At 71.0% G+C, this 15,691-nt stretch carries 7 protein-coding genes and 1 pseudogene; 4 read left to right on the top strand and 4 right to left on the bottom strand.

Annotated features, from left to right (window positions below; genetic code table 11):
- Together MKK49_RS09275 and pbpC are read left to right on the top strand one after the other, a co-directional pair.
- Window positions 1-5,265 (top strand): alpha-2-macroglobulin family protein, encoded by a 5,265-nt coding sequence (locus MKK49_RS09275; protein ID WP_409565048.1) that lies wholly within the window; start codon window positions 1-3, stop codon window positions 5,263-5,265.
- Between the two features lie 262 nt (window positions 5,266-5,527).
- Window positions 5,528-7,588 carry a penicillin-binding protein 1C gene (gene pbpC, locus MKK49_RS09270; protein WP_244027937.1) on the top strand — a complete coding sequence of 687 codons (2,061 nt, stop codon included), beginning with the start codon at window positions 5,528-5,530 and terminating at the stop codon, window positions 7,586-7,588.
- A 108-nt stretch (window positions 7,589-7,696) separates the two neighbouring features.
- On the opposite strand, the pseudogene MKK49_RS09265 reads toward pbpC, so the two are convergent.
- A pseudogene (locus tag MKK49_RS09265) lies at window positions 7,697-8,146 on the bottom strand (GGDEF domain-containing protein); the annotation flags it as partial.
- 1,099 nt (window positions 8,147-9,245) lie between these two features.
- A complete protein-coding gene (locus MKK49_RS09260; RefSeq protein ID WP_244027936.1) occupies window positions 9,246-11,279 on the bottom strand; it encodes a TonB-dependent receptor in 2,034 nt (677 codons plus the stop codon).
- Between the two features lie 488 nt (window positions 11,280-11,767).
- On the opposite strand from MKK49_RS09260, the gene MKK49_RS09255 reads away from it, so the two are divergent.
- Both MKK49_RS09255 and MKK49_RS24635 read left to right on the top strand, forming a co-directional pair.
- Window positions 11,768-12,448, top strand: coding sequence for a response regulator transcription factor (locus tag MKK49_RS09255; protein WP_244027888.1), 681 nt, complete (start codon window positions 11,768-11,770; stop codon window positions 12,446-12,448).
- A gap of 12 nt (window positions 12,449-12,460) precedes the next feature.
- Entirely contained in the window at window positions 12,461-13,825 is a 1,365-nt protein-coding gene (locus tag MKK49_RS24635; protein WP_244027886.1) for a sensor histidine kinase, read from the top strand.
- A 41-nt stretch (window positions 13,826-13,866) separates the two neighbouring features.
- Here the strand turns inward: MKK49_RS24635 and MKK49_RS09245 are convergent, their stop codons facing one another.
- Both MKK49_RS09245 and MKK49_RS09240 read right to left on the bottom strand, forming a co-directional pair.
- The gene (locus MKK49_RS09245; RefSeq protein WP_244027885.1) at window positions 13,867-14,874 is read right to left on the bottom strand and encodes a biotin-dependent carboxyltransferase family protein; all 1,008 of its coding nucleotides are present in this window, start codon (window positions 14,872-14,874) and stop codon (window positions 13,867-13,869) included.
- A 5-nt stretch (window positions 14,875-14,879) separates the two neighbouring features.
- On the bottom strand, window positions 14,880-15,602 hold the full coding sequence (locus MKK49_RS09240) for a 5-oxoprolinase subunit B family protein (RefSeq protein WP_244027884.1): 723 nt from the start codon (window positions 15,600-15,602) through the stop codon (window positions 14,880-14,882).
- Between the last annotated feature and the right edge of the window lie 89 nt (window positions 15,603-15,691).

Raw genomic sequence — 15,691 nt, 5'->3', positions numbered from 1 at the left:
ATGATCCTCGCGGCCGGCGCTTTCGCCCTCTTGGGCGGACTGATCGTCCCCGGGTATGCGCAGGCTCCCCTCGGCCAGCCCGCCAGGGCGGCCCTGAAGGCGCCCTCACAAAAATCCTTTCAGCGTGAAAACCTCGCCAGCGACGGCGTGCGCCTCGAAGCCACCCTCAAGGCCGAGGCCGGCCCCCCGCGTCCGGCGGCCCGGGCACGCGCCGATGGGGCAGCCCTGATGGAGGCCGAAAAGCCGGCCGAGGCGCTCAAGCCCCTCGGGGCCGCCGTTGCCGCCGAGCCGGGCAATTCCGACAACTGGCTCGCCTATGCCCGCGCCGCGAGCGCCGTCGGCAATAGCGAGACCGGAGACTACACCGCCCGCCTGCGCCTGCGCCGCAACGCCCGGGCCGCCGCCTATGTCGGGTACCTGCGCGCGGCCACCGCCGCCGGGGAGGCCGAGGCCCTCGCCACCCTCGGCGAGGTCCAGGCCGCCGAATCCGAATGGCGCCCCGCCCTCGAGGCCTATCGCGCCAGCCTCGCGCTCGCCGACGATCCGCAGGTGCGCGAGACCTACGAGGGGCTTCGCGCCGAGCACGGCTTCCGCATCCTCGATTACAAGGTCGATTCCGATGCAGCCGCCCCGCGCGTCTGCTTCCAATTCTCGGAAGGGCTGGCCCCGAAGACCGATTTCACCCCCTTCGTCGCCGTCTCGGGCGCGGCCAACGCCGCCGTCACGGGCAGCGGCCAGCAGGTCTGCGTCGATGGCCTGCGCCACGGCGAGCGCTACGCCTTCGTCCTGCGCCAGGGAATTCCGTCGGCGGCGGGCGAAACCCTTCTCAAGTCTTTCGATTACGAGGTCTACGTCCGGGACCGCTCGCCCCAGGTGCGGTTCACCGGGCGCAACTACGTCCTGCCGCGCACGGGCCAGGCCGGCGTGCCCCTGGTCTCGGTCAACGCCCCGAAGCTCGACATCGAGGTCCTGCGCATCGGCGACCGCGGCCTGCTGCCCTCCCTGCGCTCCGAGGACTTCCTGAGTCAGCTCAACGGTTCCACGGCGAAAACCATCGCCGAGCAGAAGGGCCAGCGGGTCTGGAAGGGCGTGCTCGACACGGCGAAGGCCGAGCCGAACGCCGAGGCTGTCACCGCCTTCCCCGTGCTCGAGGCGGTCGGCAAGCTCGAACCCGGCCTCTACGTGATGCTGGCCCAGCCCTCGGGCGTCGCCAGTGCGGTGGACGAGGAGGGGGGCTACGACAACCAAGCGACGCAGTGGTTCGTGGTCTCGGATCTCGGGCTCACCGTGTTCAAGGGCCGCGACGGGGTCCACGTCTTCGCCCGCTCGCTCGCCTCCGCCGCCGTGGTGACGGGCGCCGAGATCCGGCTGGTGGCCCGCAACAACGAGGTTCTGGCCACCGCGAAGACCGATGCGCAGGGCCACGTTGCCTTCGCGGCCGGCCTCGCGCGCGGAGAGGGCGGCATCGCGCCGGGCCTCGTCGTGGCGCAGCTGGGCGACGATTACGGCTTCCTCGACCTCAACCAATCCGCCTTCGACCTCACGGATCGCGGCGTGAAGGGCCGGCCGCAGCCCGGGGCCGTGGAGGCCTACGTGTTCCCCGAGCGCGGGGTCTACCGCTCGGGCGAGACCGTGAACCTCACCGCACTTCTGCGCGACGCCGTCGGCGTCGCGGTGCCCGACCTGCCCCTGACGCTCGTGCTCAAGCGCCCCGACGGCGTCGAGGCCCGCCGCGTCGCCGTGCCGGATGCCGGCCTCGGCGGCCGCTCGCTCGCCGTGCCCCTCCTGGCGGGCGCCATGCACGGCACCTGGCGGGTGTCGGCCTATACCGACCCCAAGGCGCCGGCCATCGGCGAGGCGAGCTTCCTCGTCGAGGATTACGTGCCCGAGCGCCTGGAGGTGACGCTGTCGAGCGCGACCCCGAGCCTCCTCCGGGACGCGCCGGCCACCATCGATGTCGCGGCGCGCTACCTCTACGGCGCACCGGGCTCGGGGCTCGAGGTCTCCGGCACCGTGCTGGTTCAGCAGGCGGCGGGCAGCGGCATCAAGGGACTGGAGGGCTTCTCCGTCGGCCTCGACGACGAGCGGGTCGAGGCCGTCTCCCAGGAGGTCGAGGCGCGGGCCACCACGGACGCGCAGGGGGCCGCCCGCCTCACCGTGCCGGTGCCGGCGGTTCCCGCGCCGCGCCCCACGGAGGCCCGCATCACCCTTCAGGTCGGCGAGCCGGGCGGCCGGGCACTGTCGCGCAGCCTGACCCTGCCGATCCTGCCCGACGGTCCGGTGCTCGCCCTCCGCAAGACCTTCGCGGGCGACCTGCCCGAGGGCGGCACCGCCGGTTTCGAGGTCGCCATGGCGGCGCCCGACGGACGGCGCCTCGCCCAGGCCGGCGTCGCCTGGACCCTGCAGAAAGTCGAGAAGTCCTACCAGTGGTACCGCGAGGGCGGGCGCTGGTCGTTCGAGCCCGTCACCAGCACCCGGCGCCTCGCCGACGGCAAGCTCGATCTCACGGCCGAGGCGCTGGGCCGGATCAACTCGGTCGTAACCTACGGCACCTATCGCCTGGAGGCGAGCGTGCCCGGCCGGCCGCAGGCCACGGCGAGCGTCACCTTCACGGTCGGCTGGGGCGGGGGCGAGACGGCGGACGTGCCCGACCTCCTGGATCTCCGCCTCGACAAGCCGGCCTACTCTGCCGGCGACACCCTGCGGGCGCGCCTGCAGCCGCGCTTTGCCGGTCAGGCGACCCTCGCGGTGGTGAGCGACCGGGTCCACGCCGTGCTGACCGTGGCGGTGCCGAGCGGTGGGACTACCGTCGACATCCCGGTCAAGCCCGAATGGGGGGCCGGCGCCTACCTCGTCGCCACCGCTTATCGGCCCCTGGATCAGGCGGCGAAGCGCCTGCCGGGCCGGGCGCTCGGGGTGGCGTGGTTCGCCGTGGACCCGGCGAGCCGCAGCCTCGCCGTCACCGTGGAGGCGCCGGCCAAGGCGCGACCCCGCGAGACCCTGACCCTGCCGATCCGCCTCGCCGGCCTTGGGCCCGGAGAGACGGCCCGGGTCAGCGTGGCGCTCGTCGATGTCGGCATCCTCAACCTGACGCGCTACGAATCCCCCGATCCGTTCCGCCACTTCTTCGGCCAGAAGGCCCTGGGACCGGAGATCCGCGACCTCTACGGATACCTCATTGATGGGATGCAGGGGACGCTCGGCGCCATCCGCTCGGGCGGCGACGGCGGCGCGGCCGAACTCGCCGACACGCCGCCGACCCAGGCGCCGCTCGCCCTCTATTCCGGCCCCGTCACCGTCGGCCCCGATGGGCGGGCGATCGTCAGCTTCCCGCTCCCGGCCTTCAACGGGACCGGCCGGGTCATGGTCACGGCCTGGAGCCGGGCGAAGGTCGGCGCGGCCCAGGCCGACGTGGTCATCCGCGATCCCGTCATCCTCACCGGCACCCTGCCGCGCTTCCTCAACGTCGGCGACCGCTCGCGCTTCCACATCGCCATCGACAACGTCGAGGGGCCGGCCGGCGACTACACCGTGGATCTCGGCCTCACCGGCTCCGTGGTGGTGGGCGCCGAGGCGCTCCACAAGACCCTGCGGCTGGAGGCGGGGGCCAAGGGGGCGCTGGTGATCCCCATCACCGCCGCCGGTCCCGGCACGACGCGCCTCGACGTGACCCTCTCCGGCCCCGGCCTGCCGCCCGGCCTCGGCCAGAGCTTCGCCCTCGGGATCGGCGCCGGCACGGGTCCGCTCGCCCGCCGCACGGTGCAGCCGCTCCCCCCCGGCGCGACCCTGCGGGTGACGGACGAGCTCCTGGCCGACATCCTGCCCGGCACCGGGGCCGTCTCGGTCACGGCCTCGACGCTCGCCGGCCTCGACGTACCGGCCCTGCTCCAGGCCCTGGAGCGCTACCCCTACGCCTGCTCCGAGCAGACCGTGAGCCGGGCGATGCCGCTCCTGGGCTTGAGCCGCGCGGCGCCCCAGGACCGGATGGGCCTCGACGACACGGTGGACACCCACATCCGCGAGGCCATCGACCGGGTGCTCGCCCGCCAGGGCGCGTCGGGCGAGTTCGGCCTGTGGTCCGTCGGCGGCCAGACCGACGTCTGGCTCAACGCCTACGTCACCGACTTCCTCACCCGGGCGCGCGAGCGCGGCTTCGCCGTGCCGCCGACCGCCTTCGCCAGCGCCCTCGACAGCCTGCGCAACGCGGTGGCCAACACGAGCGAGGTCCGCGACGGCGGCATGGACATCGCCTACGCGGCCTACGTGCTCGCCCGCAACGGACGCCCGGTGATGGGCGACCTGCGCTACCTCGCCGACACCCGGATCGACGCCTTCTCGACGCCCCTCGGGCGCGGCCAGATCGCGGCGGCCCTGGCGCTGCTGGGCGACCGGGGCCGGGCCGCCAAGGCCTTCGCCTCGGCGGTGACGGCGCTGAAGGGACCGGGCCCCACCGACCGGCCGGATTACGGCTCGCGCCTGCGCGACGGTGCCGGCCTCCTGACGCTCGCCGCCGAGACGGGGCTCGCCCGCGACGCGGTCCAGCCCCTGGCGACGGTGATCGCCGAGGAGCGCCAGGGCGGACGCCCGACGAGCACCCAGGAGAACGCCTGGATGGTGATGGCCGCCCAAGGCCTCGCCAAGGATTCCGACGCCCTGCGCTTCACCATCGACGGCAAGCCCGAGGCTGGTGCCTTAGCGCAGCTCTATCGCGGCGACGCGCTGGCGGAAAAGCCCGTCGCCATCGTCAACGCCGGCACCACGACGGCCCAGATGGTGGTGAGCGTGGTCGGCAATCCCATCGCGCCGGAACCCGCAGAATCGCGGGGCTACGCCATCGAGCGGACCTATCACCGCCTCGACGGCAGCCCCGTCGATCTTACCCAAGGGGTTCGCCAGAACGACCGCCTTGTGGTCGTCCTCAAGGTGACGGAGGCCAAGGCCAGCCCCGGGCGCCTGCTCCTCGTCGACCGACTGCCCGCCGGCCTGGAGATCGACAACCCGAAGCTCCTCGATGCCGACGCGCTCGCCGGCCTCGCCTTCGCCAAGTCCGACGTCGCCCCGGTCTATACGGCGTTCCGCGACGACCGGTTCGTCGCCGCCTACGAGCGGACGCCCGAGCAATCGGCGTTCTTCCGCGTCGCCTACACCGTGCGCGCCGTCTCGCCCGGCACCTACGTCCACCCGGCCGCCACCATCGAGGACATGTACCGGCCCGAGCGCTTCGGGCGCACGGGCTTCGGGTCCGTGGTGGTGAGCGCGAAGTAGGACGATGACGCGCGGGGCGCCGATCTCCGGTTCCGCTACGGGCGAGGGTGAACAGCCCTCTGCAACGGCAGGTAATGCAAGGGGAGGCGTGAAAGGCGCGGGTCCCCTCTCCTGGAAGGAGAGGGACAGGGTGAGGTGTGTGACTTGTTCGGAGAGTTCGCACACCTCACCCCAACCCTCTCCTTCCAGGAGAGGGAGCTCGTTGCGATGCCGGCGATCGATGAGGACAGTCGCAACTGGGCTGTCTGTCTTCCTTCTAACGATGCTCCTCGTCGCCACCCTCGCCCTCTGGCGCTTCGTCGCCACCCTCCCGCCGCTCGATCTCACCCAGGCGAGTCTCCGTTCCACCGTGGTGCTCGACCGCGACGGCGGGCTGCTGCGCCCCTTCGCCACCGTGGATGGGCGCTGGCGCCTGCCGCTCTCCGCAGGGCAGGTCGATCCGCGCATGCTCGCCATGCTTAACGCCTACGAGGACCGGCGCTTCGCCGACCATCCGGGCGTCGATCCGGCCGCGACGCTCCGCGCCGCCGGGCAATGGCTGCGGCACGGCCGCATCGTCTCGGGCGGCTCGACCCTGTCGATGCAGGTGGCCCGCCTCGTCGAGCCCCGCGCGGCGCGCTCGCTCACCGCCAAGCTGCGCCAGATGGTGCGGGCCGTCGAACTGGAGCGCCGCCTCGGCAAGGCCGGGGTACTCGACCTCTACCTCGCGCTCGCCCCCTATGGCGGCCCGGTGGAGGGGTTGCGGGCGGCGAGTCTGGCCTATTTCGGCCGCGACCCGGCGCGGCTCTCCTTCGCCGAGGCCGCGCTGCTGGTGGCCCTGCCCCAGGCCCCCGAGGCGCGCCGGCCCGACCGCTTCCCGGAGGCCGGCCGGCGCGCCCGCGACCGGGTCCTCGACCGTGTGGCCGCGCAAGGGATCATCACCCCGGCCGAGGCAAAGGCAGCCAAGGCCGAGCCGGTGCCGCACGCGCGAAAGCCGTTCCCGATGCTGGCGGCGCACGCGGCGGAGGCGGCGGTCGCGGCCGATTCCAACGCGAAAACCATCCGCCTCACCCTCGACGGGCGCCTGCAGGCGAGCCTCGAGGCGCTCGCCACCGAGCGCGCCGCCGCCCTGGGACCGGGCCTCTCCACCGCCATCCTGGCGCTCGACAACCGCACGGGGGCGGTGCTGGCCCAGGTCGGCAGCCCCGGCCACGGCGATGCTACGCGCGCGGGCGCCATCGATATGACGGGGGTGATCCGCTCGCCGGGCTCGGCCCTGAAGCCGTTCATCTACGCGCTCGCCTTCGAGCAGGGGATCGCCCATCCCGAGACCCAGCTCGACGACCGGCCCGTGCGCTTTCCCAGCGCCTACGCGCCCGAGAACTTCGACCTCGGCTACCAGGGCACGGTGACGGCGCGGCGCGCCCTCCAGCTCTCGCTGAACGTGCCGGCGGTGGAGCTACTCCAGGCGGTGGGCGCGGCCCGGTTCATCGCCCGCCTGCGGGCGGCGGGCGCGCGCATCGAGCTGCCGCGCGACACCGCCCCCGGCCTGCCCGTGGCACTGGGCGGGCTCGGCATCACGCTGACCGACCTCGCGCGGCTGTTCTCGGGGCTGGCCCGGGGCGGGCTGGTGCCGCCCCTTCTGCGCCGCCTCGATGCGCCCGCCCCCGGCCCATCCGAAGCCCGCATCGCCGAGCCCGTGGCGGCCTGGTACGTCGCCGACATCCTGCGCGGGGCGCCGCCGCCCGAGAACGCCCTTCCCAACCGGATCGCCTACAAGACCGGCACTTCCTACGGCTACCGCGATGCCTGGGCCGTGGGGTTCGACCGGCGGGTGACCCTCGCAGTCTGGGCCGGGCGACCGGACGGCAACGCCGTGCCGGGCCTCGTCGGACGGGTGGTGGCCGCCCCGATCCTGTTCGACGCCTTCGCGCGGTTCGGGGGCGAACCCGAGGCGGTGCCCCAACCGGCCGACGCCCTGGTGACCACCACCGCCGGCCTGCCGCCGCCCCTGCGCCACATCCGCCGCGACGTGCCGAAGACCGTCCAAGGCGCCCTGGGGGCGGCCCTCAGGATCGCCTATCCGCCCGACGGCGCTCGGATCGACCTCGGTCTCACGGACCTCGGTTCAGACCCTGGCCGAGCGGGCGGCGCGCCTGACACGGGTCTCGCCCTCAAGGCCCTGGGCGGGGTGCCGCCCCTGACCTGGATGGTCGACGGCCTGCCCGTGGCCGGGGGCGCCCGGCGACACGCTGCGTGGAGTCCCGAGGGCGCCGGCTTCGCCCGCATCTCGGTGATGGACGCCACCGGTGCCTCCGACAGCGTGATGGTGCGGATCGAGTAGGGCGGCGTCGGGGTTCGCCGGGAGCCGATCTGGGCCGGGTCCGCCGAGCTCGATCCGGTTCCGGCCGTTGCGCTTGGCCGCGTAGAGGGCGTCGTCGGCCGCCCGCATCAGCCGGTCGAGATCGGGTCCGCAAACCTGCGTCGTCGCCACGCCGATGCTGACGCCGATGCGCAGATCCGGCAGCGACGGGACGGTGAGATGGGCGATGGCCCGGCGCATCCGATCGGCGCAGGCGAGGGCCTGGTCCGCATCCCCCGTCAGCAGGCAGGCGAATTCCTCCCCACCCATGCGGCCGACGATGGTGCCGGGCGGCATCAGGATTTCGGCGATACGGCAGAAGCCGACGAGGACGGCGTCGCCCACGGCGTGGCCATGGGTGTCGTTGACGCGCTTGAAATGGTCGAGATCGGACAGCAGCAGGGTCGCCGTCCGGTCCAGGGTGCTCAGGGTCGCCTTCGCCCCGGCCACGAAGGCCCGCCGGTTGGCAATGCCCGTCAGCGGGTCCGTATCGGCGGCCAGGCGCTGGAGGCGTTCGGCGCGCTCCTTGGTGAGCGCCATGAAGACGAAGGCGAGGGCCACGGTGAAGAGCATCCCGAGGCACACCAGGATGGCGAAGGCGGGTGTCTGGAGGGGATGGACCCCGACGGGTTGGGGTGGGCTCAGGACCGCCATGGGGATGCGCACGGCGTATATGAGTCCGTAGCCGGTAAGCAGGATCGTGGCCGGATAGCGGGAGACCAGGGGCTCGGTCCGCCCCTTCCAGACCAGGGCCGCCATGGAGAAGCAGAAGCCGGCGGCCACGCCGGACGCCAGGACGATCCGCGCCGACAGGGAGGCGAAGAAGTCCGGTACCAGGCACGCGCCGCTCCACAGGGCGATGCAGAGGAGGACCGGCCACGGGCGCAGGCGCCGCCCCTCGAAGGCGAGGACGCCGTTCCAGATCAGTCCGTAGGCGCCGATGATCAGGGTGTTGGCGAGGCCGATGGACAGCGGATCCGAGATCTGCCCGCGCAGGGCGAGGAGGGCCGAGCCGACGCCGCCGACGAGGTGGGCGATGCCCCAGATCGCCAGGGCGTGCATCTCCCGGGCCTGGCTCCAAGACAGCAGGAACAGGCTCCCGACCATGAAAGTCAGGATCACCGTCACCAGCAGCAGGGTCGGGGCGTCCAGCGCCATTGATCGGTTCCACGCCGTCGGTGCGCCCGCATCCGAATGATGCGGCGGCCGGCCAGAGACGACTATGACGGTATCCTAACCGGTCATGCCTAACCGGTCATGCCGCTCAAAGGCTTATGCCCCGTGGGTGCCCGGATGGGGCAGGACGTGGCAGGCAGGACGTGGCGGGCAGCCCTGTCATGAGAATATCGAGCGATTCCCGAGGCATGGCGGGAGCCGCGGGACGGGCGAGTCCGTGCAGGCCGGGATCACGATGATGTCATGTCGGTTCGGTCTGCGAGGGGCGTCGAGATTCACCGTCGCGAACCGATCGCTCGGAGTCGCTTCGAATACAGTGAGCCGGAAAAATGATCCGTGAAGGCTCCCGCATCGGCGCCCCGTCTCGAAAGGGGGGCCGCCACGCGTACGCCTTCCCCGCGACGGAGCATGATCCGGCACGCGACGGGATCGCGTGCCGGACCGCCAAGGACTGCGCTCGCCCTCAGAACCGTGCGATGACCTGGAAGCGGACGAGGCGCGGCGCACCGGGCGAGATGTTGTTGTTGCCGTCGGCCGTGGCGATGTAGCGGCGGTCGAAGAGGTTCTCGATGTTGACCTGTGCCCGCCAGAACTCGTTGACCCGGTAGAACAGGCCGAGATCGAACCGGGTGATGCCCGGCAGCCGCACCGTGTCGTCCGAGGAGGCGAAGGTGTGACCGGTCTGGATGTAGCCGACACCGAACGAGAATTCCGGCGTCACGTCGAACTTGTTCCACAGGGTGAAGGCGTTGAAGGGCACGAGGCCGACGGTGTTGCCCTTGACGATCGTGGTCGAAACATTGCTCACGATGCGAGCGTCCGTGAAGGCGTAGCCGCCCGCAACCTGCCACCAATCCGTGACATACCCATTGGCACCGATCTCGGCGCCTTGCGTGTTCGTCTGACCCGTCGTGAGGAAAAAGCCGGCTCGGTTCGGATCGGCGATGCGCTGATTGAAGCGATCGAGGTTGTACAGGGCGCCCGTGAGCTGCAGCGCCGGCGAGACGTCGTACTTGATGCCGATCTCCGCGTTCTCGAACCGCTCCGGCTGCGCGATCGCCAGACCCGGCGCCAGGGAGCTGAACTGGTCGCCCGAGGACGGCAGGTACGAGAGACTGTAGCTGCCGTAGAAGGCGAGGTTGTCCATCGGTTTCACGACGACGCCGGCACGCGGCGAGAGCAGATCGTCGATGCGATTGGTCCGGACGGGGGTGGGGGCGACCGCGTTCAGGTTGTTCGCCGTGAAGTCGAAGTGGTCGTAGCGCAGGCCACCGATGATTTGCAGGTGCGGTCCGATCTCGATCTGATCCTGCGCGTAGACGGCCGCGAGCCCGAGGTTGTAGCGGGTGTTGGCGCCGGTGGTGTTGCGGAAGCTGACCGGCGCGCGCGTCGTCGGGAAGAGCGGGTTGACGGCGAGTGTCGAGGTTCCGTTGGAGAAGAAGCCCTCCTCCCGGAAGGCGCGGCCCTCCTGGTATCCGAGCTCGAACCCGGCGAGAAGCGTGTGCTTGAGGAAGCCGGTATCGAACTTGTAGGTGAAGTCGTTCTGAGAAAAGTAGTTCGTCCGCGGTGTTTCGTTGTTGTACGCGGTGATGTTGACCGATGTCCCGGCCGCGTTGACCGCGCCGCCCGGATAGACGTTCTGATAGAACTTCTGATAATCGGCGAACCGCAGGGTGCTGTGCAGGGCAACGCCGGACTCGAACAGGTGATCGAGGGTCGCAGTGGCGATGTTGGCATTGACCTTGGCGTAGCTCAGGCCCGGATTGCCGAAATACGTCCCGATGTTGTTGCGGTAATTGTACGGCCGGCCGAACTGGGAGGGGATGCCACGATCGGTGGTGCGCTCATCGTGAAAGTACTCGTACGACAGCTTCAGGGTGGTTGCCGGTCCGAGCAGGAACGTCATCGTCGGATTGAAGCCGTAGCGGCGGATATCGACGAAGTCGCGGTAGGTCTCGGTATCCTCGAACACGCCGTTCATGCGGAAGAACACGCTGTCGCTGACCCGATCGCCGACATCGACGGCGACGCGCTTGTTGAAGTACTGGCCGCCCTGGACCAGCACCTCGCGGATCGGGATGCCGTCGGCCTCCTTCAGCACCCGGTTGATGACGCCGCCGCCGCCGCCGCGCCCGAAGACGAGGGCGTTGGGACCTTTCAGCACCTCGATGCGCTGGGTGTTGTAGAGATCGCGAAAATACTGGACGTCGTCGCGCACGCCGTTGACGTAGAAGTCCGCGTTCGAGCGCTGGCCGCGGATGACGAGGTCGTCGCGGTTGCCCTCGCCCTGATGCGGGATGATGCCCGGCACGTAGCGTACCGCCTCCTCGATGGACTGGAAGCCCTGGTCGCGGATCTGCGCCTGGGTCACGACGGTCACCGATTGCGGCGTGTCGATCAGGGGCGTGTCGGTCTTCGTCGCGCTGCGGGTGCGCTTCGTCAGGTAGCCGACGCTGGTGCCGCCCTGGCCCTCGACGCTGAGCTGGTCGAGGGTCACGGCCCCGGCTTCCAGGGGCTGCACGGGCGTGCCGCGGGCCGGCGTCAGTGCCTGCGCGCGCGCGCCGAGCGAACCGAACCCGACCCCGGAGCCAAGCACCGTCGTCGCCAGGAATGACTGCGCCAGAACGCGCCCGATTTTCGTTGCCACGGATAAAACCCCCAACGCCCTATGATGCTTGGGGACAGCGCCGCGACGTGCCGCGCAGCTTGTCGTCCCGGCATCGCTTAGGCGTCGTCCTTCAGGGGAGGGTCAAATTACGGATTGCCAATATTTCCAGTTTAGAACTATTATTGTTTGAATGAGAATCTGGATTGTTTGATATTTCATCGATTTTGCTTCATGCAACTCTTAAGCTCATGTCTCGTTCCTGGGATATGACGCTGGAACTGAACTTTGAGCTTCGAGTCTGTCATTGTGTTGCAGCCGGACAACAGACACGCAGGCTCTTTCGGTGGGGGTGTGGAAACCGCGTTGGCGAGGTCATCGTGAGGATCCTGCTGATCGAGGACGATGTGGTGACCGCCACGTTCGTGGAGTTCGAGCTGACGGAAGCCGGGCACACCGTCGAACGCGCCGCTGACGGACCATCCGGCCTGAAGCGCGCCCTCGCGGGCGGCCACGCCGTCGCCATCGTCGATCGCATGCTGCCGGGGCTCGACGGTCTCGAATTGACGCGGCGGTTGCGCGCGGCGCGGATTGCGACGCCGCTGCTGTTCCTGACCACGATGTCGGGCATCGACGATCGCGTGGAAGGCCTCGAGGCGGGGGCCGACGACTACCTCGTCAAACCCTTCGCCTTCGCCGAACTGCTCGCCCGGGTCCACGCCCTGGCGCGCCGTCCGCCCATCGCCACCGTGGTGACGGTGCTGCGTGCCGCCGATCTCGAGATGGACCTGATGGCGCGCGCCGTGCGCCGCGCCGGCCGCACCATCGATCTGCAGCCGCGGGAGTTCCGGCTCCTCGAATTTCTGATGCGCAACGTAGGGTCCCTGGTGACCCGCCGCCAGCTCCTCGAGAACGTCTGGGATTTCCACTTCGACCCGAGGACGAACATCGTCGAAACCCACATGAGCCGCCTGCGCGCCAAGGTGGATCGGACCTTCGACCGAGGGCTGATCGAGACCGTGCGCGGCTCCGGATACATCCTGCGTGACCGACCAGCGTGACTTGGCATAAACGTGACCTGGCATAAGCTCGTCCACAGCGTCGGCTTCCGCTTCGCGCTGCTCTACACGGCCGCGTTCGTGTCGTCGGTGGCGGTGCTCGGAGTCCTGGTCGAGATCCAGCTGACCTCCGCGCTCCGGCAGCAGGCGCAGCAGCGGATCGACAACGAGATCGGCGCGCTGGTGGACGAGTTCGTCCATGGCGGGCGCGTCGACCTGGACGTGGCGCTCAACGGGCGGTTAGCGCGCGGAGGCGGCCGCATGAGCCACGCGATCGTCGAGACCGATGGCCGTGTCGGAATCGGCAATCCGGATCTCGCCGCCCTCGCGGGTCGGGCCGACACCGCCGCGCGGCCGGTCTCCGAGATCGGTGGCCGGAGGCTCGCCCAGCCGATGATCGCGGCGACCCACAGGCTCGGCGACGGGACGATCCTCGTCGTCTCCGACAACCTCCAGGGCATCACGGAGGTGAGCGCGATTCTCAAACGCGCCTTCGCCCTCGCCCTGGCGGCGTCGGTCGCGCTCGGCCTCGGCCTCGGCCTCGTCGTCTCGGGCCGCCTGCTCGCGCGGGTCGATGCGGTGACGCGCACGGCGGAGGCGATCATCGCGGGCGATCTCGGGAGCCGCATCGCCCTGTCGGGATCGGGCGACGATTTCGATCGCCTATCGCTGACGCTGAACCGGATGCTCGACTGGATCGCCGGCCTGCTGGAGACGCTCCGGCAGGTCACCAACGACGTCGCGCACGACCTGCGCACGCCGCTCACCCGCCTGCGGCACGGCCTGCTCGCCTCCGGCCGAACGGCCGCGACGGTCACCGAGTACGGCGCGTCCATCGAGCGGGCGGTGGGGGAGATCGACGAAATCCTCGAGATCTTCACGGCCTTGCTGCGCATCGCGCAGATCGAGGCCGGCGCGCGGCGGGCCGGCTTCCGCTCGATCGACCTGTCGGACGTCCTGCGCACCGTCGGGGAGGCCTATGCGCCCGCCATCGAGGATGGCGGGCGACGGCTGCGTTGCGCCATCGAGCCGGATATCCGCATCGACGGCGACCGCGAATTGCTGGTCCAGCTCTTCGCCAATCTCGTCGAGAACGCCCTGCACCATACGCCGGTGGGGACGACGATCGCCCTCGACCTGACGCGCGCCGGCAGGCGGGCGGTCGCGGCCGTGGCCGACGATGGGCCGGGAATCGACGCGGCGGAGCGGGACAAGGTGCTGCGGCGCTTCTACCGCGTCGAGAAGAGCCGCGGCGCAAAGGGACACGGCCTGGGCCTGCCGCTGGTGGCGGCCGTGGCGGAGCTGCACACGGCCGTCCTGACCCTCACGGACAACGATCCCGGCCTGCGGGTCGGCGTGACCTTTTCGGCGCTGTCGTAACGCCGCGTTGCGGTCGGCCCGGTGCCGCCGTTCCGATGGGCCTACCCCACCACGCCGTCGATGAGGTTTCGGGCCAGCAGGAACTCGGAGGTGAAGTCGGTCCGCACGAGGGGCTGGCGCACGAGGGGCCCGGCGAGGGCCTGCCGCTCCAGGCGCCGTGCCTGCACGGCCTCCGAAACGGAGACGGCGGTGAAGCGCACGCTGTCCCCGGTCCGCGTCTGGGCGAGGCGCCCGAGATCGGCGCCGATCACGGTGGCGATCTTCGGGTATCCGCCCGTCGGCTGCCGATCGGCCATCAGGACGATGGGCTGGCCCGTGCCCGGCACCTGGATCGCCCCCATGGCGATCCCGTCGGAGACGATGTTGTGGTCCCGCGCCCGGATCGGGGCGCCCTCCAGGAAGCAGGCCATGCGGTCGCCCCGTGCGCCGATGCGCCAGGGACCCGCGAGGAAGGCCGCGACGGCCGCCGGGTCGAAATGATCGTCCTGGGGACCGAGGACGACCCGGATCGCGCCCGGCGGCCGATCGAGCCAGGGCGCGACGAGGATCGACGGCTCGCCGATCGCGGCGCGGGGCCGTGCGATCGGCACGGTATCGCCGGCCCGGAGCGCCCGGCCGTCGAGGCCGCCGAGCCCGGACCGGGTGTGGGTCGCCGTCGAGCCGAGGGTCGGCGCCACATCCATCGCGCCCGCCACGCCGAGATAGCACCACGCGCCCATTGACCCGGCCCGGATCGTCAGGCGCGTCTCCGGCTCCAGGGTCAGGGCCGTCGCGCAGGGCAGGGTCCGGCCCGCGTGATCGATGCGAAAGCCGCCCCCGACCAGACTGACGTCGACGGCGGCGCCCGTGACGGTCAGGGACACGCCGCCGAGGGAGATCTCGATGGCGGTGGCGTCGGGCGGATTGTCCAGGGCCCGGTTGGCGCCGGCATGGGCGAGGGGGTCCATGGGCCCCGCCGGCGTGATGCCGTAGCGCATGTAGCCGTGGCGCCCCGCATCCTGGAGCGTGATGCCGCCGCCGGCCGACAGGATGCTGAGCGTCGCGTCCATCTCCGTCAGTCCTCCGACCGGGCGATCGTCTCGCCGCCGGCGGCCCGCCGCTCGAGCCCGGCGAAGGTCGCGGCGTCGATGGGCTCGAACCGCAGGGTGTCCCCGGGCTCGACGAGGAAGGTCCGGTGGCGGGCCTCGGAGTAGAGCCGCTCGGGGGTCCGGCCGATCACGTACCAGCCCGTCGGCATCGGGACGGTCGCCACGGCCGCAAGGCCGCCGCCGATCAGGATGGCGTTGGCGGGATGCGGCGGGCGCGGGCTCTCGCGCCGCGCGATGCCGAGATCGGCGGTGAGCCCACCGAGATAGGCGAAGCCCGGCGCGAAGCCGTACATGTAGACGCGGTAATAGGCCTCGGCATGGCGCGCGGCGACCTGAGCCGCCGAGAGACCGGCCCACGTGGCGACGACGGCGATATCCTCGGCAAGCGCCGGATCGTAGCAACATGGCACCGTCCAGAGCCGCCCGGCCCGCGGCCACGGGACGGCCCGGGCCAGGAGGTCCGTGACGGTCCGGCAGAGCTGCGCCCGGTCGAGGACCAGGGGATCGTAGTGGATCGTCAGCGAGCGGTAGGTCGGCACGCGCTCCAGCAGACCGGTCACCGAGGCGGCGCCCAGGGCCGCGTCGAGGGCGAGGACTCGGTCGTGCACGGCGGGATCGACGGCCTGCCCGAACTCGACGACGAGCGCGGCTTCGCCGAGATCGAGGAGGCGCGGAGCGTTCGTCACCATCGGTACCCGGGCGGTTGTGGCATGTACGGCCTGGGCGGAAGCGCCGTGGCTGCGGGATCGAAGGGCGGGCGTATCCGCCCGCCGTCACA

It is taken from the genome of Methylobacterium sp. J-090 (genome assembly GCF_022829345.1).
In the GTDB taxonomy this organism is placed as follows: domain Bacteria; phylum Pseudomonadota; class Alphaproteobacteria; order Rhizobiales; family Beijerinckiaceae; genus Methylobacterium.
Note: the sequence above shows the minus strand (reverse complement) of the source record. Positions and strands in the feature narration are given on the sequence as shown.

Bases quoted from the DNA above. Each gene is read 5' to 3' on its own strand.
- MKK49_RS09275 (WP_409565048.1), top strand. From the start codon at position 1: ATGATCCTCGCGGCCGGCGCTTTCGCCCTCTTGGGCGGACTGATCGTC.
- pbpC (WP_244027937.1), top strand. From the start codon at position 5,528: ATGCTCCTCGTCGCCACCCTCGCCCTCTGGCGCTTCGTCGCCACCCTC.
- MKK49_RS09245 (WP_244027885.1), bottom strand. From the start codon at position 14,874: ATGGACGCGACGCTCAGCATCCTGTCGGCCGGCGGCGGCATCACGCTC.
- MKK49_RS09240 (WP_244027884.1), bottom strand. From the start codon at position 15,602: ATGGTGACGAACGCTCCGCGCCTCCTCGATCTCGGCGAAGCCGCGCTC.